This is a genomic window from Achromobacter xylosoxidans (assembly GCF_002192695.1).
GTDB classification, from domain to species: domain Bacteria; phylum Pseudomonadota; class Gammaproteobacteria; order Burkholderiales; family Burkholderiaceae_B; genus Achromobacter; species Achromobacter xylosoxidans_C.
In genome coordinates this window covers 260,748-287,115 of the sequence record NZ_MTLG01000125.1, presented here as the reverse complement: position 1 = coordinate 287,115, position 26,368 = coordinate 260,748, and the positions used below count along the sequence as shown (strand labels likewise).

Genomic DNA, 26,368 nt, shown 5'->3' with positions numbered 1-26,368 from the left:
GATTTATAGAATTAAGTGATTCAAGTCAGGCTGGAAACGGCCCAACGCACAATTAATACCAGCACAGTAACGAAGATGGCCGCTGCCAGCAGCCCCGCCACGATCACATGGACCGGGTTGAGCTTGGCGACGTCTTCCCGATGGCCCGCCCCCTTGCGCACGCCGAAGAATCCCCACGCCACCGCCTTCATGGTCTGAAGGAAACTCAGCTTGCGCTGGGAGGTTTGGCGCAGGTCGTCGCTCATGGCCCGCGCCTAACTGACCGCGACGCCAGACAGCAGGGCCGAGCCGCGCAACACGGTCCAGGCAAACACGGCAATGACGAAAGCCAGCAGGACCAGACCTGCGATCTTGTTGCGGCGGCGCTGCTCGGGTGTCATTGCTGTGCTACCTGAAACATGAAAGGCTGCCTTACTTCACTTCGGGCGGGGTTTCGAAAGTATGGAACGGCGCCGGCGAAGGCACGGTCCACTCCAGGCCTTCGGCGCCTTCCCACGGCTTGGCCGCGGCGACGTCGCCCTTGCCCCGGTAGCAACGCACCATCGCCCACAGGAAAATCAGCTGCGACAGGCCGAACCAGAACGCGCCAATGGTGGCCATCTGGTGGAAGGTCGTGAACTGGCCGGCGTAGTCGGCGTAACGGCGCGGCATACCTGCCAGGCCCAGGAAGTGCATCGGGAAGAAGGTGACGTTGAACGAGATCAGCGTCGACCAGAAGTGCAGCTTGCCCAGCTTTTCGCTGTACATGCGGCCCGTCCACTTGGGCACCCAGTAATAGGCGCCGGCAAACAAGGCGAACAGCGAGCCCGCCACCAGCACGTAGTGGAAGTGCGCAACCACGTAGTAGGTGTCATGGACCTGGATGTCGATCGGGGCCACCGACAGGATCAGGCCAGTGAAGCCGCCCATCGTGAACACGAAGATGAAGCCGATCGAGAACAGCATGGGGGTCTCGAACGTCATGGAGCCGCGCCACATGGTGGCGACCCAGTTGAACACCTTCACCCCGGTCGGGATGGAGATGAGCATGGTGGCGTACATGAAGTAGAGCTGGCCCGTCACCGGCATGCCGGTGGTGAACATGTGGTGCGCCCACACGATGAAGGACAGCACGGCGATCGAAGCAGTGGCGTAGACCATCGAGGCGTAGCCGAACAGCTTCTTGCGGGCGAACGCGGGCACGATGGCCGACACGATGCCGAACGCCGGCAAGATCATGATGTAGACCTCGGGGTGCCCGAAGAACCAGAACACGTGCTGGTACAGGACCGGGTCACCGCCGGCGGCGGCATTGAAGAAGCCCGTGCCGAAATGGCGGTCGGTCAGCACCATGGTGATGGCGGCTGCCAGCACCGGCATCACGGCCAGCAGCAGGAAGGCGGTGATCAGCCAGGTCCAGCAGAACAGCGGCATCTTCATCAGCGTCAGGCCGGGCGCGCGCATGTTCAGGATGGTGACGATGATGTTGATCGCGCCCATGATGGACGAGGCGCCCATGATGTGCAGCGCGAAGATCGCCAGGTCCATGCCCGGGCCCATCTGCAGCGACAGCGGCGCATACAGCGTCCAGCCGGCCGCGGTGGCGCCGCCGGGCACGAAGAACGACGCGGTCAGCATGATCGCGGCCACCGGCAGCAGCCAGAAGCTGAAGTTGTTCATGCGGGCGAAGGCCATGTCGGAGGCGCCGATCTGCATCGGGATCATCCAGTTGGCGAAGCCCACGAAGGCCGGCATGACCGCGCCGAACACCATGACGAGGCCGTGCATGGTGGTGAACTGGTTGAAGAGTTCGGGGCGGAAGAACTGCAGGCCCGGCTCGAAGAGCTCGGTGCGCAGCAGCAGCGCCAGCGTGCCGCCTTCCAGCAGCATGACGAACGAGAAGATGAGGTACATCGTCCCGATGTCTTTGTGGTTCGTGGCGAAAAGCCAGCGGCGCCAGCCGGTGGGGATGGCGTGGTGGTGGTCATCGTGACCGTGGCCGTGGCCCGGCGACACGTGGTCTACAGTGACGCTGCTCATGATGGACTCCTTCCTGCTGAGTGCCGGGCCCGGTCTACGGGGCCGGCAGGGTATCTCTAACTAAACGGAACCGGTTCTGCGAGGGTGTGCCGAGGCGCGCGCAATCAGCGCGCAGCCTGCACGTCCTTCGGTAGAACCGTCGGGTCCTGCCCCTTGCCTGCATTGCTCCAGGCATGGCGCGTATAGCTGATGACCGCTGCGATTTCGACATCGTTGAGCTGCCCGCCGAATGCCGCCATCGCGGTGCCGGGCTTGCCCTTCAGCACGGTGTTGATCTGTTCCGCCTTCGGGCCCAGAACAACCTTGTCTCCGTCGAGCGGGGGGAAGCTGCCCGGGATGCCCTTGCCGTTGGCCTGGTGACAGGCAACGCAATTCGCCGCGAAAACCTTTTCGCCGCGGGCAACCAGTTCGGCTTCCGTCCACTCTTTATTGGGATCGTCGGCGTTTGCCGCCATCTTCTTCTTTTGGTCTTCAACCCACTTATCGTAGTCGGCTTGCGCCATGACTTCCACGACGATGGGCATGAATGCGTGATCCTTGCCGCACAGTTCCGCGCACTGGCCGCGGTAGATACCGGGCTTGTCGGCGTTGAACCAGGTGTCGCGCAGGAAGCCGGGGATGGCGTCCTGCTTCACGCCGAAGTCCGGAATCATCCAGGAGTGGATGACGTCGGCAGCGGTCAGCACGATGCGGACCTTCTTGTTGGCGGGGACGACCAGATGGTTGTCCACTTCCATCAGGTAGAACTCGCCCTTGGGTTCGCGGTTCTCGATCTGGGCGCGCGGCGTCGACAGCGTGGAGAGGAACTTGATGCCGGTGGCCGAGCCGTCGAGGTATTCGTAGCCCCACTTCCATTGGTAGCCGGTGACCTTCACGGTGAGGTCGGCGCTGGAGGTGTCCTTCATCGCGACCACCGTCTTGGTGGCGGGCAGCGCCATGGCGATGACGATGATGAACGGGATGACGGTCCAGGCAACTTCCACGCCCAGATGTTCATGGAAGGTCGCGGCCTTGTGGCCACGGGATTTGCGGTGCGCCCAGATGGAGTAGAACATCACTCCGAAGACGCCGATGAAGATCACGATACAGATCGTGAGCAACATCCAATGCAACCACATGATGTCGCGCGAGATTGCCGTGACACCTTCATGCAGGTTGAGCTGATTGACCTTCGGGCCGCCGGGCATGTCTTGCACCTGAGCACCTGCCACGCTGCCAATCAGCATCGCACAAGCCCCCAGTATCCCTCTCCACTTCTTCATGCTTACCTCGAAACACGGCGCGAAGGTCCGTTCGCTAGTGGCGGAAGTCGCCGGAACCGGGCAACGCGCAATTATTAGATGGTAGGGCGTGACGGGGAGATAGAGCGGCCCCTGTCGTTCCCACTCGAAATCACAAAGAAACTGGCGGATTATAGCGGACGCGCAAACAGATGTAAGTTAGCGCCCTTGAATTCATCCAGCCTGCCCCCATCTGGCCGCGCCCCCTTGACCACGCGCCGTAAAACAGGGTGGCATAAAATCGTCGGCAACCTCATCACCATGGTTCCACGATGCCCAAGCAGTTGTCCGACTTGTACGCCGACCTGTGCGCCCGCGCGCAAGAGCCCGCCCCGCAAGGCGCGCGCGCTCTATATGTAGCGGGGCGTCGCTGCGGCTGGGCCACGCACGCGGCGTGCGACGCATTGCGCGATGCGCCCGGCATCGCGGCGGATGGCGAGAGCCTGCGCATCGGCACGGACCTGCAACCGGGCGCGAGCCTGAACAACGTGCTCGAACACGCGGCGCAACTGTTGCGCCAAGCCAACTGCTTGCGCGGTTGGCGCGACGAATTGCTGGACGTTCTGGACGGAGATGAGCCGCTGGGCGTGATTGAACGCGCCGCAGTGCGGCCGCTGGGCTTGCTCACCAAGGCCGTGCACCTGAACGCCTGGACGCCGGACGGCCGCTTGTGGGTCGCGCGCCGCGCGCTCAGCAAGTCCACCGATCCCGGTATGTGGGACACCTTGGTCGGCGGTCTGGCGGGCAGCCGCGAAGACCTGGAACTGGCGCTGGTGCGCGAATGCGGTGAAGAAGCAGGGCTGGACGCGCCCGACCTGACGCGGCGCTCGCCCCTGCGCACCATTCTGCGCATCCACCGCCGGCTGCCCGAGGGTTATCAGGTCGAGGATGTCCTGACCAGCACCTGCGTGCTGGCGGCGGATGCGCGTCCCGCCAACCGGGACGGCGAGGTGATGGAGATCGCCACCATCGACGCGGCCACGGCCGTGCGCCAGGTCGCGGAAGGCGAATTCACGCTGGAGGCGGCGCTGGTGATCCTCGAAGACATCATGCAGCGCCGCGCGGCCGGCGAAATCCCGGCCTAGCATGCCGTCCGGCGGATGCGGAGGCATCCACGGGATCCAGCGCTAACGCGGGACGATGCCCGGCTCGCCCAGGGCGGGGTTGCGTGCGGGGCTATCGGCAGGATTGCCCACGGCATCGCTTGCCGCCGGCGCGTCCGTTTCCCGCGCCTCGCGGGCCGCCAGGGCATCGGTGCCGGACGACGCGCCCGCCGCTTCGGCGGCTTCGGCGGCCTGGGCCGGGCTCGGCGCCGAAGCCGGCGCGGGCACCGGAGCCGGCGCGGCATTGGCCTGCGAAAACTGCTTCCATACCTCGATCGCGCGCAGGCGCTGCTTGGCCACGACCTGGATGCGTTCACGCAGATGCTCGTCACGCGCCAGCAGGGCGTGGAAATCGCGCGAGGACAGCATCAGCAGCTTGCTGTAGCCCAGCGACGTCACCTCCGGCATCAGCTGCTGTTCGCCCAGCAGGCCGAGTTCGCCGAAGAATTCACCGCTGCCCAGTTCGATCATGGTGTTGTCCGGCAGATGCACGGCCACGGCGCCCGAGGCCACGAAACACATCTCTTCGCCATGGCGGCCCTTGGTCAGCACGCGCTGATCCGGCAGCGCCAGGCGCGGCTTGAGCAGCTTGCTGATGGCCCGCAGCGAATCCGCGGACAGGCCTTCGAACAGCGGCACGCGCTTGATCAGTTCGGCCGCGCTCATTTCGATGTCCAGCGGCGGGTGCTTGTCGATGTGGGCCCAGCGGCTCTTCAACTGCGCCATCAGGTCCGCGTAGACCTCGCCGCTGATCAGGAACTGCTCAAGCATGTCGCGGTAGCGGATGCGCTCCATTTCGCGAGCCACGCGGCCCAGGTAGCTTTCCTGCAGCCACTGGGCGTAGGACGGATACTGCAGGTTCAGGGCCTGCATGGCGTTTTCGATCAGGTCCAGCCGGCGCTGGTGCAGCGACACGATGCGCTGCGTGGCTTCCTCGCCCAGCAGGGGCGTGATCTGTTCGCGCGCAAAGGCGATCAGGCGCTGCGCGACCGACCGCTTGCTCATCAGATTGGCGAAGCGCTGGCCCAGTTCGCGCGCCAGCCAGCCTTGGAAGCCGAACAGGTAGTGCAGGCGCAGGGCCAGGCGGAAACCGGTGGAATAGCGCACGTCGGCGACGATGGCGCGCTCGAAGCCGGGTATGCCGCCCAGCCGGATCGCATCCTCCAGCCGTTCCGCCCGCGCCAGCAGGGTTTCGGCCATGCGCCAGTCCACGATCTGCGCCTTCAGGATGTCGAAGAACATTTCCTCTTCGCGCTGCGCCACGATGGCCAGGCCCACCGCCACGCGCTGGTCGTCCGTCATCTGGCTGACCTGGCCGTCGTGCACGCTGGTCAGGCTGGCGTCGAACACGGAGCGGATGCGGTCGCGGACCTCGGTGCCGATATGCTCGGCCCGGGCCACCTCTTCGGTCTTGCCCTGCAGGTCTTCCAGGGCCACGGCCAGGGCCTGGTTGCGGATGGTGCGCTCCACGGGCGACAGCTGGTTCAGGCCCAGCATGCGGATCAGCGGGCGCAGGCTGATGCCGTTGATGAACAGGGTCAGCAGCACATAGCTGGTGGTCGCGACCGCGATGAACTGGCGCGCCTCTTCGGCCACCCCTGTCTGCTCCGTGACCGCCAGCGCCAGCGCCAGCGATACGGCGCCACGCAGGCCGCCCCACAGCATGACCACCTTGTAGGGATTGCTGACCTTGGTCCCCAGCCGGGTCAGCCCCAGCAAGGGCAACAGGCCGAAGACGACGATGGCGCGCGCGACCAGCGTCGCCACGAACACCACGGCGACCAGCACCAGCTCCTGCCAGTCGGCGGCCGCCATCAGCTTGGGGATCAGCATGGCCGCGAACAGGAAAATCAGCGAGTTGGCCCAGAACCCGAATTGCTCCCAGGCGCTGGACAGGTACTCGAAGGTGGTGGGCGACATGCGCGTGCGGCCGGTGGATCCCACCACCAGGCCGGCGATCACCGTGGCGACCACGCCCGACACGTTCAGGTAGTGCTCGGAAATGAAGAAGGACAGATAGGCCAGCGTCAGGGTCAGCGTGATTTCCGCGGTGGGAAAGCCGCGCAGCCAGGCGAACAGGAAGCAGGCCAGGCGGCCCATGGCGAAGCCCGCCACGCCGCCGCCGATGAAGTGCACGATGAAGTCGTTGAAGATGCCGCTGGCGGTAAGTTCGCCATGGCCGCCCAGCACCGCCAGCAGCACCGAGTACAGGGCGATGGACGCCGCGTCGTTGAACAGGCTTTCGCCTTCGACCAGGGTGGTCAGGCGCTTGGGCGCGCCCACTTCGCGAAAGATGCCCACCACCGCCACGGGATCGGTGGTGGCGACGATGGCGCCCAGCAGCAGGCAGACCACCAGGCCGTAGGGCGAGATGGCATCCAGCGTGACCCCGACCACCACGGTGCAGACCACCACGGCCACGATGGCCATCATGAGGATGGGGCCGATGTCGTCCATCAGGCGCCGCACGTTCATGGACAGCGCGGTCTCGAACAGGAGCACCGGCAGGAACACCATCAGGAAGGTTTCGGACGAAATCTCGAAGCGTTCCAGCGAATCCAGGAAGTCGCCGATCCAGCTGGGCGCCCAGCCGTGCACGTGCACGATGATGCCGAGCAGACAGCCGACGATGGCCAGCAGCACCGAGTAGGGCAGCTTGAGGCGTCCGGCCAGGGGCGGCATGAAACAGACCAGCGTCAGCAGACCTGCCAGGCCGAATACGAGAAAACCTACATCCATGTTCTGTGGGCGGAGCTTGTGTGAAGTTCCACAAGAATAGCGGCTTTTTCCTCCCGCACCGGGGCGGAAACCGTCAGGAATCGTGGAGAATGCACGTTTCGTTACCCCAATGCGGACAAGCGATACGCGCCGCGCCCTGTTTTTTGGGTAATGTGGAATCGCACAAACTTTGCAGGAGCGGCACTTGGCCCGGATCCACTCCCTGACCCGGCGCGACGACGCGCCCGCCATGCTGGTCCAGCTGACCGACAGCCATCTGTTCGGCGAACCGGAGACCTCGATGCTGGGCGTCAACACGGACGCCAGTCTGCGCGCGGTACTGCGCCAGATCGAGGCGGACGGCAAGCACCCCGATCTGCTGCTGGCCACCGGCGACATGTCCCAGGACGGCGAAGCCGCGGCCTATCAGCGGCTGGCGCGCGTCCTGTCCGAGGCGCCGGCGCTGGAGCGGGCCTGCATCCGCTGCCTGCCGGGCAACCATGACCTGCCCGCCGTGATGCGCCAGGAATTGCCGCAATGGTCGGTTCCGGTGACCGACGTGGGCGCCTGGCGCGTGGTGGCGCTGGACACCACCGTGCCAGGCTCCAACGCCGGCCATCTGCCCACGAGCCAGCTCGATCTGCTGGAGGCCGCGCTGGCCGAGGCCCCGGGCCGCCACACGCTGATCGCCATGCATCACAACCCCATGCAGATCGACAGCCATTGGCACGATTCGATGATGATCGACAACCCGCAGGCCCTGTTCAAGCTGCTGACGCGCTGGCCGCAGGTCCGCGTGCTGCTGTGGGGCCATGTGCACCATGAGTTCGACCGCCGCCGCCACAACCTGCGCCTGCTGGCCACGCCGTCGACCTGCTTCCAGTTCAGCATCCGCGACGGCAAGCACGTGGTGGACAACATGGCGCCCGGCTACCGCTGGATCAAGCTGTACCAGGACGGTTCGATGGCGACGGGCGTGCGGCGCGTGCAGGACGCGCTGTGGCATGGCGCCAGGACGGCCGCCGACAGCGCCCAGGCGGCCTAGGCAGGCCGCGCTTCGCCCTGGCGGCGAACGGCGTTCGCCGCACCCTCCCTCGGCAGGCGCAAAGCGCGCGCGCATAAAAAACGGGGCACCACGTATGCATGGTGCCCCGCAAGCATCCGTCTCATAGGGGAGGGGAAAGAGGAGAAGCCGAGACGGATGACAAGACTGCTAACCGAAGTTCGCGGTCTACATGAAGTTAGGCGGTGCGATCCTCATTAAGTTTCTTGCGCCGCGCAAATTTTCCGCCCGAATTTGTATCAATTTATTCACGCGCGGCCGCCGTGCGCCGGAAAAGCAAAAGGGCCGCTATCCAGCGGCCCTTTCGTGGTCCATCGAGAGGCGCCTCAAGACGCGAGGTTGCCGCGCATCTTCTTCAGGGCGGCCGCTTCGATCTGGCGGATGCGCTCGGCCGACACGCCGAACTCCTGCGCCAGTTCGTGCAGCGTGGCGCCGCCGTCGTCCTGCAGCCAGCGGGCCTCGACGATGCGGCGCGAACGCGGATCCAGCGCTTGCAGCGCGTCGGTCAGGCCGGCGCTTTGCAGCTGGTCGCGCGCGGCGCGCTCCAGCACCCGGGTGGGTTCCTGGCGGCCCTCGTCGGACAGGTAGGCGATGGGCGCGTAGCTGTCGTCGTCATCGTCCTGATTTTCAAGCGACATGTCGCGGCCGGACAGGCGCACTTCCATTTCGCTGACGTCTTCGCGGCGCACGTTCAGTTCGCGCGCGATGTGGTCAACCTGTTCCGGGTCCAGCGTCTGGCCGTCGGGGCGCATGCTGCGCAGGTTGAAGAACAGCTTGCGCTGGGCCTTGGTGGTCGCGACCTTCACCAGGCGCCAGTTGCGGATGATGTATTCGTGGATTTCGGCCTTGATCCAGTGCACCGCGAACGACACCAGGCGCACGCCGCGCTCGGGGTCGAAGCGCTTGACGGCCTTCATCAGGCCGACGTTGCCTTCCTGGATGAGATCGGCATGCGGCAATCCGTAGCCCAGGTACTGGCGGGCCACCGACACCACCAGGCGCAGGTGCGACAGAATCAGTTCGCGCGCGGCGCCCAGATCTTCCTGGTCGCGCAGGCGGCGGCCAAGCTCGGTTTCACGTTCCGCGGACAGGACCGGCAGGCGGTTGACCGAGGAGATATAAGCGTCGATCGTGCCAAGTGCGCCCGGATTGGCAATGGCCAACGCCAGGGCGTTGCCGGAAGCGGCCAACGAGGTACTGGGTTGCTTCATAGCGGGGGTCTCCGGATGGCGAAGGGATAACGACATGGATTCGATGTTAGCACTCTAGTATTGGGAGTGCTAATTCGACTATTGCGGCGCGTCAAAGTTTCCTTTGACTATATGTGTCCCCGTTTATTTTTTTGAGGCGGGGCGTCGCTATGGGGACAAGCGCACGCTGCCGGCCGGTCCCTGCATTCGGGCACGGCTGCGGTTTGGCCTACCAGCCGAGGCGCTTCAGGCCCTCGGCCGTGGCCTCGCCGTCGGGCCGCACGAACAGCGCCCCACGCGGATCCATCAGCACCTGGTAGCGGGCGCCGTCGAACAGCGGCATATACGCGGCGCTGCCGAATTGGACATCGACGAACGGGAACCAGTTCGGGAAATTCTTCTTCAGCGATGCCAGATCCGGCGCCGGCCAATCATCCAGCGCGTGGACCGAACGCGTGGCCGAGGCCTCGCGCGCCGCATCGCTATAGCGGCCGGACAAGCGCTCCAGCCGATACAGCGGCGGCACGCCGGCCATCAGCGCAGGCAGCCGCCAGCGCACGACGCGGGCATCGATCTGCCACTGATCCCCATAGAGGACATACTGCTTGGTGCCGGTGCCGGGCGCGCTGGCGCTGAGCTGGAACTGGCCGTCGGCCACCTGGCGCACTTCTACATGCGCCACCGGCTCGTCGGCCGTCAGGCGGAAGAACTGCACCAGCGAAAGGGCCAGCAGGCCCGACACGCATCCCAGCAGCACCAGCATCAGGCCGAACAGGCGGCGCACCGGCCGGAACTGGAACATCCGGCGGCCGCGCTCGTCGCGCGGGCCGCCGCGACCCAACAGCATGACGATGCCGGGCAGCAGGACGACGACGGCGCCCAGCAGTATCCAGACGAAGGGAGCGATTCCGTTGACCAAATCAGGCGTTCCTATTGAGCGCAGACCGCAGGCGGCGCGCCGGGGCGCGCAGGCAGCCTGCCGCGGCGGGCTCGCCAGTATAGAAGCGCGCCTTCAGGGCGCCGGTTTTCCAAGCCGCTCGACGTGAAACCGGATGTGATCCTCAATGAACGTCGAGATGAAGTAATAGCCGTGGTCGTAGCCCGGCTGGCGCCGCAGGTCCAGCGGCTGGCCGGCGGCGGCGCAGGCCGCCTCGAATACCTCGGGATACAACTGTTCGGCCAGGAACTGATCCGACTCGCCCTGATCGATCAGGATGCCGGCGGGAAATGGGTTCGTGGCGCTACGCATCAGCGCCGAGGCATCGTAGGCGGCCCAGTCCTCCGCCTTGTCGCCCAGATAGGCGCCGAACGCCTTCTTGCCCCAGGGGCACTGGCTGGGCGCGGCGATGGGCGCAAACGCGGACACCGAGCGGAACTTGCCGGGGTTGCGCAGCGCCAGCACGAGCGCGCCGTGGCCGCCCATGGAGTGGCCGAAAATGCCGGTGCGCGACGCGTCGCCGGGCAGGGCCTCGCCCGTGACGATGGCGTGCAATTCCTGCGTCACGTAGCTGTACATGCGGTAGTGACCGCGCCAGGCGGGGGTGGTCGCGTCCACATAGAAACCCGCGCCGGTGCCCAGGTCCCAGCTTTCGTCCTCGCCCGCCACGTTGGCGCCGCGCGGGCTGGTGTCCGGGGCGACCAGCATGACGCCGAGCTCGGCGGCCAGGCGCTGGGCGCCCGCCTTGATCATGAAGGTCTCTTCCGTGCAGGTCAGGCCCGCCAGGTAGAACAGCACCGGCACCGGGCCTTGCTCGGCCTGCGGCGGAATGTAGACCGAGAAGCGCATGGGCAGGCCGATCTCCGCGGACTCGTGGCGGTAATAGCGCTGCCAGCCGCCGAAGCAGCGATGCTGCGAAATGAGTTCCAGGGCGACTGCCATTGCTTTTCTCCGGTCGAAATGATGGGAAAAAACGTCCCGCGGATTAGGGGATATCCACGGTACGACGTTCCGTCGCCGAATGTTAACCTGGGCTTTATGGGGTACGAACGACAGAAAAAAAGCGATTTCCTGCCCTGACCATGATCACGGGACTTGACCAGCGCCCACCGTGGCACTATTTATATACCGTGAGCGAAGACAACCCGTTCTTCCAAATACGCAAGTCCTGACACTATGGCCCGTCTGCCCCGTCTGTACGCCCCTGGGCTGCCCCAACTGGTGCAGGCCAACTTCATCCAGCCGCTGGCGGCGCCGTCGCAACCCGCGCCGGCCGACATCCTGAACCAACTGGCCACGTGGCTGGGCGAATCCGCCCAACGCCACCGCGTCTCGGTTCACGGCTGGCTGCTTGCCAACGACCGCATCCTGCTGCTGGCCACGCCCGCGGACGAGGAAGGCCTGCCGCGCCTGATGCAGACGCTGGGCCGCAACCTCGCGGCGCGCCTGCGCGGCGGCCGCGTCTTTGCAGGCCGCTACCGCTCCGCCTTGCTGGAGCCGGGCGCCTGGGTGCTGCCGTCGCTGGTCTGGCTCGAAACCTACCCGGTGCGCAGCGGCGCCTCGCAGGATCCCGATTCCTGGCCCTGGTCTTCCGCTTCCAGCCATACGGGCAACACCACCGCCGCGCCCGCGCAATGGCAGTCGGACCATGCGGACTACTGGGCTTGCGGCAATACCCCGTTCGACCGCCAGGCCAATTACCGCAAGCGTTTGCAGGACGGCCTGTCGCGCGAGGAAACCCAGCGCATCGACCAGGCCGTCTCCGGACAATGGGCGCTGGGCGGTCCCGCTTTCATCGCCAGCCTGGCCCATACCGCCAGCCGCCGGGTCGCCCCCGGCCAGCGCGGGCGTCCGCGCAAGAAACCGGCCGCCGCATCGTCCGATGCCGAGCCTGGTTCCGCGCCTCCCACAACGACGCCTACGTCGACCTCTTCCTGATATGGACCCGCCGGACGGCGGGTTCTTCATTTTTCCGGCCGCGGCGGCGCAGGCCGGCGGACGCATTTGCATTTCCGCAACGCCGAGCATCATTTTGGGCCCGCCATATTCTCTAATAAATTAGGGACACATAAAGAGAAAAACGGCCGTTTACCCGCCGCCGGCGCACCCTCCTGGTGCATACCCCTCTGGCAAGCCCCATTTGGCGCGGCTATTGATGCGTCACCGAATTAACGGAGAATGACAAGCCATATATATAAATAGGGACACACCCTATTTATTACTATTGCACCCTACTCATGGCGGGGGTATTGTCCGTCTCCTGCACTGCAACATTACGACGCAGGCCCACTGCGGAGCGCGCCATGCCCCAAATTACCCCGATCGACTCCTGTCCCCCGCCCAAGGCGACCCCCATCGATGCCAGCCGCATCGGGCTGCCTGCCGCCCAGGGCCTGTACAACCCCAAGAATGAGCATGACGCCTGCGGCGTCGGCTTCGTGGCCCACATCAAGGGCAAGAAAAGCCACGCCATCATCCAGCAGGGCCTGAAGATCCTGGAAAACCTGGACCACCGCGGCGCGGTCGGCGCGGACAAGCTGATGGGCGACGGCGCCGGCATCCTGATCCAGATTCCCGACACGCTCTACCGCGACGAACTCAGCCATCAAGGCATCACGCTGCCGCCTCCCGGCGAGTACGGCGTGGCCATGGTGTTCCTGCCCAAGGAAACGGCCTCGCGCCTGGCCTGCGAACAGGAACTGGAACGCTCGGTGCGCGCCGAAGGCCAGGTCGTCCTGGGCTGGCGCGACGTGCCGGTGGACGTCGACATGCCCATGTCGCCCACCGTGCGCGACTGCGAGCCCGTGATCCGCCAGCTGTTCATCGGCCGCGGCGCCGACGTGATGGTGCCGGACGCGCTGGAGCGCAAGCTGTACGTGATCCGCAAGACCGCCAGCCACGCCATCCAGAACATGCATCTGGCGCACGGCAAGGAATACTTCGTGCCCTCGGCCTCGGTGCGCACCGTGGTCTACAAGGGCCTGCTGCTGGCCGACCAGGTCGGCCGCTACTACCGCGACCTGGCCGATACCCGCACGGTGTCGGCGCTGGCGCTGGTGCACCAACGCTTCTCGACCAACACGTTCCCCGCCTGGCCGCTGGCCCACCCGTACCGCATGATCGCCCACAACGGCGAAATCAACACGGTCAAGGGCAACTTCAACTGGCTGCGCGCGCGTGAAGGCATGATGCAGTCGGCCGTGCTGGGCGACGACCTGAAGAAGCTGTACCCCATCGTCTACGAAGGCCAGTCGGACACCGCCACGTTCGACAACTGCCTGGAACTGCTGGTGAACTCGGGCTACTCGCTGGCCCACGCCATGATGATGATGATCCCGGAAGCCTGGGAACAGCACACGCAGATGGACGAAAGCCGCCGCGCTTTCTACGAGTACCACGCCGCCATGATGGAGCCGTGGGACGGCCCCGCCGCGGTCGCGTTCACCGATGGCCGCCAGATCGGCGCCACGCTGGACCGCAACGGCCTGCGCCCGGCCCGCTATCTGGTCACCGATGACGACATGGTCATCCTGGCTTCCGAAGCCGGCACGCTGTCCATCCCCGAAAACCGCATCGTCAAGAAGTGGCGCCTGCAGCCGGGCAAAATGTTCCTGATCGACCTGGAACAGGGCCGCATCATCGACGACGCCGAGATCAAGCTGCAACTGGCCAACAACCGGCCGTACCGCCAGTGGATCGAACGCCTGCAGATCAAGCTGGAATCGCTGCCGGCGCCGCGCCAGGCCGCCGTCGCCACGCAGTCGTCGGTGTCGCTGCTGGACCGCCAGCAGGCTTTCGGCTGGACCCAGGAAGACTACAAGTTCATCCTGGAGCCCATGGCCACGACGGGCGAGGAAGTCATCGGCTCGATGGGCAACGACGCCCCGCTGGCCGTGCTGTCCGACCGCGCCAAGCCGTTCTACAACTACTTCCGCCAGTTGTTCGCGCAGGTCACGAACCCGCCGATCGACCCCATCCGCGAGCAGCTGGTGATGTCGCTGGTGTCCTTCATCGGCCCCAAGCCCAACCTGCTGGACATCAACAACGTCAACCCGCCGCTGCGCCTGGAAGTGTCCCAGCCGGTGCTGGACTTCGCCGCCATGGCGCAGATCCGCGACATCGAGCAGGTCACGGGCAAGAAGTTCCGCAGCTTTGAGCTGGACATCACCTATCCCGCCGCCTGGGGCCCCGAGGGCATCGAAGCCCGCGTGGCCGCGCTGTGCGCGCGCGCCGTCGACGCGGTGCGCAGCGGCTACAACATCCTGATCGTGTCCGACCGCCTGGTCGACAGCGAGCGCGTGGCCATCCCCGCGCTGCTGGCGACGTCCGCGGTCCACCAGCACCTGATCCGCGCCGGCCTGCGCACCAACACCGGCCTGGTCGTGGAAACCGGCTCGGCGCGCGAAGTGCACCACTTCGCGCTCTTGGGCGGCTACGGCGCGGAAGCCATCCACCCCTACCTGGCGCTGGAATCGCTGGGCAAGATGAACGACCCCGAAAAGGCGGTCAAGAACTTCATCAAGGCCATCGGCAAGGGCCTGAACAAGGTCATGTCCAAGATGGGCATTTCCACGTACATGTCCTACACCGGCGCGCAGATCTTCGAAGCCGTGGGCCTGCAGACCGCGCTGGTGAACAAATACTTCACCGGCACCGCCTCCAACATCGAAGGCATCGGCATCTTCCAGGTGGCCGAGGAAGCGCTGCGCCAGCACCGCGCCGCCTTCAGCACCGATCCGGTGCTGGCCAACGACCTGGACGCGGGCGGCGAGTACGCCTATCGCGTGCGCGGCGAAGAACACATGTGGACGCCGGATTCCATCGCCAAGCTGCAGCATGCTTCGCGCGCCAACAACTACCGCACGTACAAGGAGTACGCGCAGATCATCAACGACCAGAGCCGCCGCCACATGACGCTGCGCGGCCTGTTCGAGTTCCGTTTCGACCCGTCGCGCGCCATCCCGCTGGACGACGTCGAATCCGCCAAGGACATCGTCAAGCGCTTCGCCACCGGCGCCATGTCGCTGGGCTCGATCTCCACCGAGGCGCACTCGGTGCTGGCCGTGGCCATGAACCGCATCGGCGGCAAGTCCAACACCGGCGAAGGCGGCGAGGACGAACTGCGCTACCGCGCCGAAATGCGCGAAGGCAAGAGCACCATCAAGGACGGCGACACGCTGGCCTCGGTGCTGGGCACGGACCGCATCGAAGCGGACGTCGAACTGAAGAAGGGCGACTCGCTGCGTTCGAAGATCAAGCAGGTGGCCTCGGGCCGTTTCGGCGTGACCGCCGAATACCTGTCATCGGCCGACCAGATCCAGATCAAGATGGCGCAAGGCGCCAAGCCCGGCGAAGGCGGCCAGCTGCCCGGCCACAAGGTGTCCGAGTACATCGCCAAGCTGCGCTACTCGGTGCCGGGCGTGGGCCTGATCTCGCCCCCGCCGCACCACGACATCTACTCGATCGAAGACCTGGCCCAGCTGATCCACGACCTGAAGAACGTGAATTCCAAGGCTTCGGTGTCGGTCAAGCTGGTGTCCGAAGTGGGCGTGGGCACGGTGGCCGCGGGCGTGGCCAAGGCCAAGGCCGACCACGTCGTGATCGCCGGCCATGACGGCGGCACGGGCGCATCCCCGGTGTCGTCCATCAAGCACGTCGGCACGCCCTGGGAACTGGGCCTGGCCGAAACGCAGCAGACGCTGGTGCTCAACCGCCTGCGCAGCCGCATCCGCGTGCAGGCCGACGGCCAGATGAAGACCGGCCGCGACGTCGTCATCGGCGCGCTGCTGGGCGCCGATGAGTTCGGCTTCGCGACCGCGCCGCTGGTCGTGGAAGGCTGCATCATGATGCGCAAGTGCCACCTGAACACCTGCCCGGTGGGCGTGGCCACGCAAGACCCGGTCCTGCGCAAGAAATTCCAGGGCAAGCCCGAGCACGTCGTGAACTTCTTCTTCTTCATCGCCGAGGAAGTCCGCGAAATCATGGCCCAGCTGGGCATCCGCAAGTTCGACGACCTGATCGGCCGCGCCGATCTGCTGGACATGCGTTCGGGCGTGGAACACTGGAAGGCCCAGGGCCTGGACTTCGCCCGCGTGTTCCATCAGACCCAGTCCGACGCCGACGTGCGCCAGACCGAAGAGCAGGACCACGGCCTGGCCGGCGCGCTGGACCACCAGCTGATCGAGCGCAGCAAGCCCGCGCTGGAACGCGGCGAGAAGGTGTCCTTCATCGTCCCGGTGCGCAACCGCAACCGCACCATCGGCGCCATGCTGTCGGGCGCGGTGGCCGCGCGCTACGGCCATGAGGGCCTGCCGGACGACACCATCCACATCCAGTGCAACGGCACCGCCGGCCAAAGCTTCGGCGCGTTCCTGGCCCACGGCATCACGATGGACCTGGTGGGCGAAGGCAACGACTACGTCGGCAAGGGCCTGTCCGGCGGCCGCATCATCGTGCGCTCGCCCAACGACTTCCGCGGCTTCGGCCCCGACCACATCATCGCCGGCAACACCGTGCTGTACGGCGCGCTGGCGGGCGAGGCGTTCTTCAACGGCGTGGCAGGCGAACGCTTCGCGGTGCGCAACTCGGGCGCCGCCACCGTCGTGGAAGGCACCGGCGACCACGGCTGCGAATACATGACCGGCGGCACCGTCGTGGTGCTGGGCGCCACGGGCCGCAACTTCGCGGCAGGCATGTCGGGCGGCGTGGCCTATGTGTGGGATCCGGAACGCACGCTCAAGCAGCGCGCCAACCTGTCCATGGTCGAACTGGAAAGCATCGTGCCGCACGCGGAACAGCTTGCCCAGAACAACATCGACGTCTGGCACAGCGCGCAGCGTGGCGGCGAACGCGAAACGGACGAAACCATCCTGCGCCGCCTGGTGGAAGACCACTTCCGCTACACCGGCAGCTTCCGCGCCCGCGAAATCCTGGGCGACTGGGAAGCCTCGCGCGGCAAATTCGTGAAAATCATGCCGACGGACTACCGCCGCGCATTGGGTGAAATGTGGCGTGCAGCCAACCCGCAACAACTGGCTGCGTGAGGGATACCATGGGAAAGATTACCGGCTTTATGGAATTTCAGCGTCTGCAGGAGGCCTCCGAGGCCCCGCAGAAGCGGCTGAAGAACTGGCGCGAATTCGTGCTGCACCTGAGCGACGACCAGGCCAAGCAGCAGGCGGCGCGCTGCATGGACTGCGGCATCCCGTTCTGCAACAACGGCTGCCCGGTCAACAACATCATCCCGGACTGGAATGATCTGGTGTACCGCCAGGACTGGAAGCGCGCGCTGGACGTGCTGCACTCCACCAACAACTTCCCCGAGTTCACCGGCCGCATCTGCCCGGCGCCGTGTGAAGCCGCCTGTACCTTGAACATCAACAGCGACGCTGTCGGCATCAAGTCCATCGAGCACGCCATCATCGACAAGGGCTGGGCCGAGGGCTGGGTCTCGCCGCAAGTGCCCGCGCGCAAGACCGGCAAGAAGGTTGCCGTGGTGGGTTCCGGCCCCGCCGGCATGGCGTGCGCGCAGCAGTTGGCCCGCGCCGGCCATTCGGTGACGCTGTTCGAAAAGAGCGACCGCATCGGCGGCCTGCTGCGCTACGGCATCCCCGACTTCAAGCTGGAAAAGCACCAGATCGACCGCCGCATCTCGCAGATGGAAGCCGAGGGCGTGGAGTTCGCGCCGTCGACCTACATCGGCAACCCCAGCGATCCCGTGGCCGACGGCCTGACGGTGCGCACGCCGGAATCGCTGCTGGCCGAGTTCGACGCGGTGGTGATGAGCGGCGGTTCGGAAACCCCGCGCGACCTGCCGGTGCCCGGCCGCGAGCTGTCGGGCGTGTACTACGCCATGGATTTCCTGCGCCAGCAGAACAAGGCGGTGGCGGGCGACCGGCTCACCAACCAGACGCTGGCCAAGGGCAAGCACGTGGTGGTGATCGGCGGCGGCGACACGGGGTCCGACTGCGTCGGCACCAGCAACCGCCACGGCGCGGCCTCGGTCACGCAGTTCGAGCTAATGCCCCAGCCGCCGGAAAGCGAGAACAAGACCATGACCTGGCCGTACTGGCCGCTGAAGATGCGCACCTCCTCCTCGCACGAGGAAGGCTGCGACCGCGACTGGTCCGTGACCACCAAGCTGCTCCAGGGCAGCAACGGCAAGGTCGAAAAGCTGGTCGGCGCGCGCGTCGAATGGTTCAAGGACGAAGCCACCGGCCAGATGAAGATGCGCGAGGTCGAGGGCTCTGAATTCGAGATCAAGGCCGACCTGGTGCTGCTGGCCATGGGCTTCGTGTCGCCCGTGCAGACGGTGCTGGATGCCTTCGGCGTGGATCGCGATGCGCGCGGCAACGTGCGCGCCAATACCGACGACTACCGCACCAACGTCGAAAAGGTCTTCACGGCCGGCGACATGCGCCGCGGCCAGTCCCTGGTGGTCTGGGCCATCCGCGAGGGCCGCCAGTGCGCGCGCTCGGTGGACGCCTACCTCATGGGCAGCAGCGAATTGCCGCGCTGATCGCCACGATCAGGCCTGGCCAGATCGCCGCCGGACGCATTGCGCCGGCGGCGATTTTCTTTGCCTGCGCTCCGCCTGTTGCAACATAACCACTTTTCGATTGCGGTCTTTTCACGATTTGACACACATCAAGCGGGTAGGACGCCAGGTTTGAGAACCTGTCGTCTCACCCAATGGAAAGATCGGAGAAGAGAATGTTTTCGCTGAACGGCCGTATCCGCGCCACCGCCATCGCCGGCCTGCTCGCCGCTGGCACGCTCGCCGCCCCCGCGCACGCCCACGAAGCGGGCGACGTGCTGTTCAAGGTCGGCGTGACGCAGGTTCGCCCCTCGTCCAACAATGGCACCGTGCTCAACGGCAGCGTCGGACTCGACGTGAACAACAACGTGCGCCCCAGCTTCACCCTGACCTACATGGCCACGCGCAACATCGGCATCGAACTGCTGGGCGCCTGGCCCTTCCAGCATGACATCAGCGGCAGCGGCCTGGGCAAGATCGGCTCGACCAAGCAATTGCCGCCGACGCTGAGCCTGCAATGGCACATCCTGCCCGACAGCATGATCCAGCCCTACATCGGCGTGGGCATCAACTACACCCATTTCTTCGACACCAAGGCGGAAGGCGCGCTGAAGGGCTCGAACCTGAAGCTGGGCGACTCCTGGGGCGTCGCCGCGCAACTGGGCGCGGACTTCAAGATCAACGAGCGCTGGTTCATGAACGCGGACATCCGCTACATCGACATCCGCTCCAAGGTGAAGCTGGATGGCCAGCACATCGGCACCGCGCGCATCGACCCCTGGGTCGCGACGATCGGCGTCGGCTACCGCTTCTAAAAGCGCAAAGGGCCGCGCACCCTGCGCGGCCCTCCTCAGCCTTGCGGCGCCGCCAGCTTGTGCCGCAGGGCCTGCAACGCCGGCGTATCGTCGTCGGCGCGCCAAACCAACTGGGTCAGGGCCCGGCCATGCGAGCCGGACAGGGCGCCGATGCGCACCGTGTGCTCCGCCCCCAACACCGCCAGCACCGAGCGCGGCACGATGGCCACGCCCGACCCGGCCGCCACGCAGGCGACCATGGCGTGGTACGAGGCGAACTCCATCACCTTGCCCGGCGCAATGCCTTCCTGGTTCAGCCAGGACTCCAGGATGCGCCGGTATGAGCAGCCCGCCGCGAAGGCAATCACGCTGCGGTCGCCCAGGTCCCTGGGGCTTTCGATCGGGTCCCAGGCCAAGGGCGAGATCAGCGCCAGTTCTTCCTTGAACGCATCCATCGTGGCCAGGCCTTCGGCCGGAAAGGGCTGCGCCACGAACGCGGCCTCGATCTCGTAGTTGCGCACCTTGGCCGCCAGCGCCGCCGAGGTGCCGGTCACCAGCTCGATCCGCACCTGCGGCCAAGCTGCGTGATAGGCCGCCAGAATGGGCGGCAGGCGCGCGGCCGCGGTGCTTTCCATGGTGCCGATGCGCAACACGCCTTGCGGCGAGCCGTCGCGGACCGCGGCCTGGGCCTCGTCGGCCAGGCGCAGCAGGCGGTCGGCATAGGACAGCAGCACGCGCCCCTGGTCCGACAGCACCAGCCGGCGGTTCTGCCGCCGGAACAGCGGCGCCTCCAGCGAGGCTTCCAGCTGCTTCAGGCGCGTCGACACATTGGACTGCACGCGGTTCAGGTGTGCTGCCGCGCGCGCCACGCCACCCTGATCGGCGACCGCCTTGAAGATCTGCAGCGCATCGAGGTCCAAGTTTCTCATTTTGAGAACTCGCTATCTTAATAATTCACTATTAATGATATTAGTACAGCCGTAGAGTAAGGGCCATGTCAACGCCCATTTACCCTTCCTCCTCGCGCAGCGCCGCCGCCCTTGCATGGCCGGCGGCGCTGGCCCTGGCCGCCGCCATGGGGATAGGCCGGTTCGCCTTCACGCCGGTCTGGCCCCTGATGGCGCAGGAGGCCGGCCTGTCGCTGGCGCAGGGCGGCTGGCTGGCGTCGGCCAACTATGCAGGCTATCTGCTGGGCGCGCTGGCGGCCGTCGCCTGGCCCATCCGCCGGCTGCGGGGCACGCTGGCGGCCAGCCTGCTGGCGGTGGCGCTGCTGACGCTGGCCATGCCGCTCTGGCACGGCATGGCGGTCTGGTGCGCGCTGCGCCTGGCCGCCGGCTACGCCAGCGCCAGCGCCTTCATCTGCGTGGCGGCCTGGCGCGCGGTGCCCGCGGGTGACGCGCGCGAAGCCCAGGCCTCCGCCGTGACCTATGCCGGCGTGGGCGCGGGCATCGCGTTGACGGGGCTGGCCTGCCTGGCGCTGGCCGCGTGGAACGCGCGCGCCAACACGGTCTGGATCGCGCTGGGCGGCCTGGCGCTGGCGTTGTCCGCGATCGCCTGGCCGGGGTTGCGCCGCCAGACGACGCCTTCTCCGCGCGCGGCCAGCGAGGCGCCCGCCGCCCCGCTGCCGCGTGATATCCCCCGGCTGGCGCTGCACTATGGCGCGTTCGGCGTGGGCTACATCATTCCCGCCACCTTCCTGCCGGCGATGGCCAAGGAGATCATTCCCGATCCGGCCATTTTCGGCTGGGCCTGGCCCCTGTTCGGCCTGGCGGCGGCCGTGTCCTGCCTGCTGGTTCCGCGGCTGGCGCGAGGCCGCGACAGCGTGCAGGTCTGGCGCGCCGCCCAGGCTCTCATGGCGCTGGGCATGCTGACGGTGGCGGCCTGGCACCACATCGCGGCCGTGATCGTGGCCGCAGTGCTGGTGGGCGGAACCTTCATGGTGATCACGCAGGCGGGCATGCTGGCCGCCAGGCGCTCGGCCGGCGCCGCCGCGCCGCGCGCGGCTGCCCTCATGACCGCGGCTTTCGCCGCCGGGCAGATCCTGGGACCGCTGCTGGCGTCCTGGTCGGCGCATTGGGGCGCCGGCCTGCCGCAAGTGCTGGCGGCCAGCGCGGCGCTGCTGGCGCTGTCCGCATGGCGTTTGGGAAAGATCACGACAGATGATGTAGACGCTGGGCATAATGCGATCGGCCCGCGGGCCCGTTCACATTAAAAAAACAAAACCAGGAGTCATCTGTATGAAAGCATTGCGTCCCCTTATTGCCGCCCTGGCAGCCACCGCCGCCTTCAGCGGCGCCGCCCAGGCCCAGACCGCCGACTGGCCGGCCAAGCCCATCACCATGATCGTGCCCTACGCGCCGGGCGGCTTCGCCGACACCCGCGTGCGCCTGTTGGCGCGCAAGCTGGGTGATTCGCTGGGCCAGCCCATCGTGGTCGAGAACAAGGCAGGCGCGGGCGGCGTGGTCGGCACCAACCTGATCGCGCGCGCCGCGCCGGACGGCTACACCATCGGCACGGGCAATCTGGCGCCCATGGCGGTCAATCCGACGCTGATGAAGGACATGCCGTACAACCCGCAGAAGGATCTGGCCCCGATCATCCTGATCGAAAACAGCCCGCTGGTGCTGAGCGTGAACAACGAACTGCCGGTGAAAACGCTGGCGGACCTGATCGCGCTGGCCAAGAAGCAACCCGGCAAACTGTCCTTCGGTTCGTCCGGCGTGGGCGGCGCGCACCACCTGTCCGGCGAAATGTTCCGCGAGCAGGCCAAGATCGACATCGTCCACGTGCCCTACAAGGGCGGCAGCCTGGCCGCGACCGATCTCATGGGCGGCCATATCTCGATGATGTTCGAAATGGGCTATTCCGCGCTGCCCGCAATCCAGGGCGCCAAGATCCACCCCATCGCGGTCACGTCCGCCAAGCGCCTGGCCGTGCTGCCCGATGTGCCGACCATGGCCGAATCCGGCCTGCCGGGCTTCGAGTCCTACAACTGGCAGGGCATCGTCGCCCCCGCCGGCACGCCCGCGCCCATCATCGCCAAGCTCAACGCCGAGTTCAACCGCATCCTGAAGGAGCCGGACGTGCAGAAGGCCATCGCCGACACCGGCAGCCAGGCCGGCGGCGGCACGCCCGAGGAATTCGGCGCCTTCATCAAGAGCGAAACCGAGAAGTGGGCCCACGTCATCAAGGCTGGGAACATCCAGCTTCAGTAACCTTCCAGGAGTAATGCCATGGCTACCCGTCTGACTGATCTGCTCAAGCTGCACCATCCCATCGTCCAGGCCCCCATGGCCGGCGGCGCCACGACGGTGGAGCTGGTTTCCGAAGCATCGAAGGCGGGAGTCCTGGGTTCGCTCGGGGCGGCCTATATGAGCCCCGAGCAGATCGAGGCGGCGGCGCGCGACATCCGCGCGCGCACGCCGCTGCCGTTCGCCATCAACCTGTTCGCATCGGTGCCGGAAGAACCCATGCGCGGCGACGCCAGCCGCATGCTGGCGCTGATGGCGCGCTATCACCAGCAGTTGGGTCTGCCGGCGCCCGCCGCGCCCGGCCCGCAGGCCGACCCGCTGCCGCAGCAGATCGAGGCCATTCTGCGGGTGCGTCCGGCCGTCTTCAGCTTCACCTTCGGCCGCATGCCGGCCACGGCCGTCGCGCGCTGCCGCGAACTGGGCATCCTGACCGTGGGCACCGCGACCACCGTGCGCGAAGCAGTCGCCCTGGAGCAGGACGGCGTGGACGCCATCGTGGCGCAAGGCGCCGAGGCCGGCGGCCACCGCGGCACCTTCCTGGGCGGCTTCGAGGAATCGCTGATCGGCACCATGGCGCTGGTGCCCCAGGTGGCCGACGCAGTCTCTGTCCCTGTTATTGCTTCCGGCGGCATCATGGACGGCCGCGGCATCGCCGCCGCGTTGGCCCTGGGCGCCGATCTGGCACAAATGGGGACGGCCTTTCTCACCACCGAGGAATCCGGCATCAATGAAGCCTACAAGGCGCTGCTGCCCGCCTCCCGGGCGGAACAGTCGCGCGTGACCCGGGCGTTTTCCGGCCGGCCGGCACGCGGCATCGAGAACGCCTTCATGCGCGAGGCCGACGCGATGGCGACCGACATCCTGCCATACCCCCTGCAGAACGCGCTGACGCGCCCCATGCGCACGGCGGGCGGCAAGGCCGGCGATACCGAGGTGCTGTCCCTGTGGGCCGGCCAGGGCGCCCCGCTCGCACGGCGCGAGAGCACCGCCGACCTGGTGGCGCGACTGGCCCGGGAGACCGTGGCGGCGCAGGCGCGCCGCTGAATATATTGTTCCCTGAATCGAAAACACTGTTCCACGCGCGGGCTATCGCGTTGTGATTACAAAGCGTCGGGCTACAATGGCGCCTCGCCGCCGGGAGCCCAGGCCCGACCTCGCCCCCGGCATATGAGTAACAGGGCGCTTCCCGACGCCGCCTGTCTTCGCCGCGCCGGCTATGAATTTTGCCGGTCGCATCGACCGGACAGCAGGGCAAGCTCCGCCGCCGAAACACCCTTTCGTTGCCCATGCCCGCTCAAACCAGCAAGACCCCTGAATTCGCCCTGCGCCTGGAAGGTGTGGCGCTAGGCTATGGTGATTTCACCGTCTTGCGCGACATTTCCATGGACGTGCGCGCCGGCCAGGTGGTCGCCATCATGGGCGGCTCGGGATCGGGCAAGACCACGCTGTTGCGCGCGGCCACCGGCCAGCTCACCGCGCAGCGCGGCCGGGTGCTGGCGTTCGGCCAGGACATGGCCCACGTCAGCCGCGCCGAACTGCAATCGCTGCGCACGCGCATGGGTGTCCTATTTCAGCAGGGCGCGCTTTTCACTGACCTGAATGTCTTCGAGAACGTGGCCTTCCCGCTGCGCGAGCACACCAAGCTGGCGGAGCCCGAAGTCACCGAGCGCGTGCTGGACAAGCTCGACGCCGTCGGCCTGCGCGCGGCCGCGCACCTGAAGGTGGCGGAAATCTCCGGCGGCATGGCCCGGCGCGTGGCGCTGGCCCGCGCCGTGGTGCTGGAACCCGAACTCATTCTGTATGACGAACCGTTTGCCGGGCTGGACCCGATCTCGCTGGGCATTACCGCCCGCCTGATCCGCAACCTGGCCGACCGGCTTGGCTGCGCCTCGGTGCTGATCACGCACGACGTGCATGAATCGTTTGCCATCGCGGACCAGGTGTACCTGGTCGGACAGGGCAAGCTTGCCGCCGCCGGCACCCCTGAAATGCTGTCGGCCTCGCAAGACCCCTACGTGCAGCAGTTCCTCAAAGGCGAACCCGACGGCCCGGTCGCGTTCCAGTATCCCGAAACGCCCGCTTTCAAGAAGTGGCTTTCCCAACAGGAGGGGCGCCGCGCATGAGCGGATCCAACAACGCCATCGGCGCGCTGGGCGGCTGGGTACGCACCCGCGTTTCCGGCATCGGCTATTTCACCCGGTTCTTCGGCGCCATGCTGGGGCGCAGCGGCATTGCCCTGTCGCGCCCGCGACTGGTGTCGCAGCAGGTCCATTTCATCGGCAACTACTCGCTGCTGATCATTGCCGTGTCCGGCATGTTCGTGGGCTTCGTGCTGGGACTGCAGGGCTATTACACGCTGAACCGCTACGGCTCCGAAGAAGCCCTGGGCCTGCTGGTGGCCTTGTCGCTGGTGCGGGAACTCGGCCCCGTGGTCACGGCGCTGCTGTTCGCGGGCCGCGCGGGCACCTCGCTCACCGCGGAAATCGGCCTGATGAAAGCCGGCGAACAACTGGCGGCCATGGAAGTCATGGCCGTCGACCCCATACGCCGCGTGCTGGTGCCGCGCCTGTGGGGCGGCATCATCGCCATGCCCATCCTGGCGGCGGTGTTCTCCATGGTGGGCATCCTGGGCGGCTGGGTCGTGGGCGTGCTGCTGATCGGCGTGGATGCCGGCGCGTTCTGGTCGCAAATGCAGAATGGCGTCGACGTCTGGAAAGACGTGGCCAACGGCGTCATCAAGAGCCTGGTCTTCGGCGTCACCGTGACGCTGGTCGCGCTCTACGAGGGCTGGCAGGCCAAGCCCACCCCTGAAGGCGTTGCCCGCGCGACCACGCGCACCGTGGTGGTGGGCTCCCTGGCGGTACTTGGGCTGGACTTCCTGCTCACCGCCTTGATGTTTGGAAATTGATACGGATCGATCATGTCTCGCGAAAAAACCGACTTCTGGGTAGGCCTGTTTGTATTGCTGGGCGCGGTCGCGCTGGCGTTCCTGGCGTTGCGCGCCGGCAACTTGAGCACCTTTTCTTTCGCCCCGACCTATACGCTGACGGCCAACTTCGATAACGTAGGCGGCCTCAAGGTGCGCGCGCCCGTCAAGAGCGCGGGGGTCGTCGTGGGCCGGGTTGCCGGCATCTCGTTCGACGACAAGACCTTCCAGGCGGTCGTTTCGGTCAACCTGGAAACGGCCTATCAGTTCCCCAAGGACACTTCGGCGTCCATCCTGACGTCGGGCCTGCTGGGCGAGCAATACCTGGGCCTGAGCGCGGGCAGCGAAGAGGAAAACTTTGCCGACGGCGGCAAGATCCGCTACACGCAAAGCGCTGTGGTGCTTGAACAACTGATCAGCCAGTTCCTGTACGGGTCGGCAGAGAAGCAAGGCACGAGCGCGCCGGAACCCGCCGCGAAAACGCCAAATTAAAGACAATGCGACAGACGCGGTAACAGCAGCGCGTCCAAGGTACGCAATATCATAAGAAT

General features: G+C 66.3%; 21 protein-coding genes. 12 read left to right on the top strand and 9 right to left on the bottom strand.

All coding sequences use genetic code 11. From position 1 onward, the window contains the following. Window positions 1–20: 20 nt before the first annotated feature. The 4 genes from BRO63_RS33070 to coxB all read right to left on the bottom strand — a co-directional run bounded on the left by BRO63_RS33070 (window position 21) and on the right by coxB (window position 3,281). Window positions 21–245 (bottom strand): DUF2970 domain-containing protein, encoded by a 225-nt coding sequence (locus tag BRO63_RS33070; protein WP_043541919.1) that lies wholly within the window; start codon window positions 243–245, stop codon window positions 21–23. 9 nt (window positions 246–254) lie between these two features. After that, window positions 255–380, bottom strand: coding sequence for a cytochrome oxidase small assembly protein (locus BRO63_RS34375; protein WP_013390977.1), 126 nt, complete (start codon window positions 378–380; stop codon window positions 255–257). A 31-nt stretch (window positions 381–411) separates the two neighbouring features. Next, the gene (gene ctaD / locus BRO63_RS33065) at window positions 412–2,019 is read right to left on the bottom strand and encodes a cytochrome c oxidase subunit I (protein WP_088143733.1); all 1,608 of its coding nucleotides are present in this window, start codon (window positions 2,017–2,019) and stop codon (window positions 412–414) included. A gap of 104 nt (window positions 2,020–2,123) precedes the next feature. Then, window positions 2,124–3,281 carry a cytochrome c oxidase subunit II gene (gene coxB, locus BRO63_RS33060; RefSeq protein ID WP_054455449.1) on the bottom strand — a complete coding sequence of 386 codons (1,158 nt, stop codon included), beginning with the start codon at window positions 3,279–3,281 and terminating at the stop codon, window positions 2,124–2,126. A gap of 290 nt (window positions 3,282–3,571) precedes the next feature. On the opposite strand from coxB, the gene BRO63_RS33055 reads away from it, so the two are divergent. Next, complete coding sequence (locus tag BRO63_RS33055) at window positions 3,572–4,384, top strand: NUDIX hydrolase (RefSeq protein WP_088143732.1); 813 nt, start codon at window positions 3,572–3,574, stop codon at window positions 4,382–4,384. 42 nt (window positions 4,385–4,426) lie between these two features. Here the strand turns inward: BRO63_RS33055 and BRO63_RS33050 are convergent, their stop codons facing one another. Next, window positions 4,427–7,141, bottom strand: a complete 2,715-nt coding sequence (locus tag BRO63_RS33050) for a cation:proton antiporter (RefSeq protein ID WP_088143731.1) — start codon at window positions 7,139–7,141, stop codon at window positions 4,427–4,429. A gap of 184 nt (window positions 7,142–7,325) precedes the next feature. Here BRO63_RS33050 and cpdA point away from each other — a divergent pair, with 184 nt between their 5' ends. Next, window positions 7,326–8,165, top strand: coding sequence for a 3',5'-cyclic-AMP phosphodiesterase (gene cpdA, locus BRO63_RS33045; protein ID WP_088143730.1), 840 nt, complete (start codon window positions 7,326–7,328; stop codon window positions 8,163–8,165). Window positions 8,166–8,509: 344 nt separating this feature from the next. Here the strand turns inward: cpdA and rpoH are convergent, their stop codons facing one another. The 3 genes from rpoH to fghA form a co-directional block, all read right to left on the bottom strand. After that, window positions 8,510–9,394 (bottom strand): RNA polymerase sigma factor RpoH, encoded by an 885-nt coding sequence (rpoH, locus tag BRO63_RS33040; protein ID WP_054455457.1) that lies wholly within the window; start codon window positions 9,392–9,394, stop codon window positions 8,510–8,512. A gap of 208 nt (window positions 9,395–9,602) precedes the next feature. Further along, window positions 9,603–10,292 carry a hypothetical protein gene (locus tag BRO63_RS33035; RefSeq protein WP_088143729.1) on the bottom strand — a complete coding sequence of 230 codons (690 nt, stop codon included), beginning with the start codon at window positions 10,290–10,292 and terminating at the stop codon, window positions 9,603–9,605. A gap of 93 nt (window positions 10,293–10,385) precedes the next feature. Then, entirely contained in the window at window positions 10,386–11,252 is an 867-nt protein-coding gene (gene fghA, locus BRO63_RS33030; protein ID WP_088143728.1) for an S-formylglutathione hydrolase, read from the bottom strand. Between the two features lie 234 nt (window positions 11,253–11,486). Between fghA and BRO63_RS33025 the strand changes: the two genes are divergently transcribed. The 4 genes from BRO63_RS33025 (at window position 11,487) to BRO63_RS33010 (ending at window position 19,661) form a co-directional block, all read left to right on the top strand. Then, entirely contained in the window at window positions 11,487–12,248 is a 762-nt protein-coding gene (locus tag BRO63_RS33025) for a hypothetical protein (protein WP_088143727.1), read from the top strand. Window positions 12,249–12,613: 365 nt separating this feature from the next. Further along, entirely contained in the window at window positions 12,614–17,353 is a 4,740-nt protein-coding gene (locus BRO63_RS33020; RefSeq protein ID WP_088143726.1) for a glutamate synthase-related protein, read from the top strand. An 8-nt stretch (window positions 17,354–17,361) separates the two neighbouring features. Beyond that, the gene (locus tag BRO63_RS33015) at window positions 17,362–18,828 is read left to right on the top strand and encodes a glutamate synthase subunit beta (protein ID WP_088143725.1); all 1,467 of its coding nucleotides are present in this window, start codon (window positions 17,362–17,364) and stop codon (window positions 18,826–18,828) included. A 194-nt stretch (window positions 18,829–19,022) separates the two neighbouring features. Then, window positions 19,023–19,661 (top strand): OmpW/AlkL family protein, encoded by a 639-nt coding sequence (locus tag BRO63_RS33010; RefSeq protein ID WP_088143724.1) that lies wholly within the window; start codon window positions 19,023–19,025, stop codon window positions 19,659–19,661. Between the two features lie 35 nt (window positions 19,662–19,696). Here BRO63_RS33010 and BRO63_RS33005 read toward each other — a convergent pair whose 3' ends face one another. Next, window positions 19,697–20,569, bottom strand: a complete 873-nt coding sequence (locus BRO63_RS33005; RefSeq protein ID WP_088143723.1) for a LysR family transcriptional regulator — start codon at window positions 20,567–20,569, stop codon at window positions 19,697–19,699. A gap of 65 nt (window positions 20,570–20,634) precedes the next feature. Here BRO63_RS33005 and BRO63_RS33000 point away from each other — a divergent pair, with 65 nt between their 5' ends. From BRO63_RS33000 to mlaD, 6 genes are all read left to right on the top strand, one after another. Further along, window positions 20,635–21,852 (top strand): YbfB/YjiJ family MFS transporter, encoded by a 1,218-nt coding sequence (locus BRO63_RS33000; protein ID WP_088143722.1) that lies wholly within the window; start codon window positions 20,635–20,637, stop codon window positions 21,850–21,852. 25 nt (window positions 21,853–21,877) lie between these two features. Further along, on the top strand, window positions 21,878–22,855 hold the full coding sequence (locus tag BRO63_RS32995) for a Bug family tripartite tricarboxylate transporter substrate binding protein (RefSeq protein WP_013390962.1): 978 nt from the start codon (window positions 21,878–21,880) through the stop codon (window positions 22,853–22,855). Between the two features lie 18 nt (window positions 22,856–22,873). Continuing rightward, on the top strand, window positions 22,874–23,935 hold the full coding sequence (locus tag BRO63_RS32990; protein WP_088143721.1) for an NAD(P)H-dependent flavin oxidoreductase: 1,062 nt from the start codon (window positions 22,874–22,876) through the stop codon (window positions 23,933–23,935). Between the two features lie 242 nt (window positions 23,936–24,177). Continuing rightward, window positions 24,178–25,014, top strand: a complete 837-nt coding sequence (locus tag BRO63_RS32985) for an ABC transporter ATP-binding protein (protein ID WP_088143853.1) — start codon at window positions 24,178–24,180, stop codon at window positions 25,012–25,014. Next, window positions 25,011–25,799 (top strand): lipid asymmetry maintenance ABC transporter permease subunit MlaE, encoded by a 789-nt coding sequence (mlaE, locus tag BRO63_RS32980; RefSeq protein ID WP_088143720.1) that lies wholly within the window; start codon window positions 25,011–25,013, stop codon window positions 25,797–25,799. The genes BRO63_RS32985 and mlaE overlap by 4 nt, the downstream gene beginning before the upstream one ends. Before the next feature lie 12 nt (window positions 25,800–25,811). Continuing rightward, window positions 25,812–26,309: an outer membrane lipid asymmetry maintenance protein MlaD gene (gene mlaD / locus BRO63_RS32975; RefSeq protein WP_088143719.1), complete on the top strand. Its 498-nt coding sequence runs from the start codon at window positions 25,812–25,814 to the stop codon at window positions 26,307–26,309. Window positions 26,310–26,368: the final 59 nt, after the last annotated feature.

Coding starts and splice junctions, on each gene's coding strand:
- BRO63_RS33070 (WP_043541919.1), bottom strand. CDS start 245: ATGAGCGACGACCTGCGCCAAACCTCCCAGCGCAAGCTGAGTTTCCTT.
- BRO63_RS34375 (WP_013390977.1), bottom strand. CDS start 380: ATGACACCCGAGCAGCGCCGCCGCAACAAGATCGCAGGTCTGGTCCTG.
- ctaD (WP_088143733.1), bottom strand. CDS start 2,019: ATGAGCAGCGTCACTGTAGACCACGTGTCGCCGGGCCACGGCCACGGT.
- coxB (WP_054455449.1), bottom strand. CDS start 3,281: ATGAAGAAGTGGAGAGGGATACTGGGGGCTTGTGCGATGCTGATTGGC.
- BRO63_RS33055 (WP_088143732.1), top strand. CDS start 3,572: ATGCCCAAGCAGTTGTCCGACTTGTACGCCGACCTGTGCGCCCGCGCG.
- BRO63_RS33050 (WP_088143731.1), bottom strand. CDS start 7,141: ATGGATGTAGGTTTTCTCGTATTCGGCCTGGCAGGTCTGCTGACGCTG.
- rpoH (WP_054455457.1), bottom strand. CDS start 9,394: ATGAAGCAACCCAGTACCTCGTTGGCCGCTTCCGGCAACGCCCTGGCG.
- fghA (WP_088143728.1), bottom strand. CDS start 11,252: ATGGCAGTCGCCCTGGAACTCATTTCGCAGCATCGCTGCTTCGGCGGC.
- BRO63_RS33025 (WP_088143727.1), top strand. CDS start 11,487: ATGGCCCGTCTGCCCCGTCTGTACGCCCCTGGGCTGCCCCAACTGGTG.
- BRO63_RS33020 (WP_088143726.1), top strand. CDS start 12,614: ATGCCCCAAATTACCCCGATCGACTCCTGTCCCCCGCCCAAGGCGACC.
- BRO63_RS33015 (WP_088143725.1), top strand. CDS start 17,362: ATGGGAAAGATTACCGGCTTTATGGAATTTCAGCGTCTGCAGGAGGCC.
- BRO63_RS33010 (WP_088143724.1), top strand. CDS start 19,023: ATGTTTTCGCTGAACGGCCGTATCCGCGCCACCGCCATCGCCGGCCTG.
- BRO63_RS33005 (WP_088143723.1), bottom strand. CDS start 20,569: ATGAGAAACTTGGACCTCGATGCGCTGCAGATCTTCAAGGCGGTCGCC.
- BRO63_RS33000 (WP_088143722.1), top strand. CDS start 20,635: ATGTCAACGCCCATTTACCCTTCCTCCTCGCGCAGCGCCGCCGCCCTT.
- BRO63_RS32995 (WP_013390962.1), top strand. CDS start 21,878: ATGAAAGCATTGCGTCCCCTTATTGCCGCCCTGGCAGCCACCGCCGCC.
- BRO63_RS32990 (WP_088143721.1), top strand. CDS start 22,874: ATGGCTACCCGTCTGACTGATCTGCTCAAGCTGCACCATCCCATCGTC.
- BRO63_RS32985 (WP_088143853.1), top strand. CDS start 24,178: ATGCCCGCTCAAACCAGCAAGACCCCTGAATTCGCCCTGCGCCTGGAA.
- mlaE (WP_088143720.1), top strand. CDS start 25,011: ATGAGCGGATCCAACAACGCCATCGGCGCGCTGGGCGGCTGGGTACGC.
- mlaD (WP_088143719.1), top strand. CDS start 25,812: ATGTCTCGCGAAAAAACCGACTTCTGGGTAGGCCTGTTTGTATTGCTG.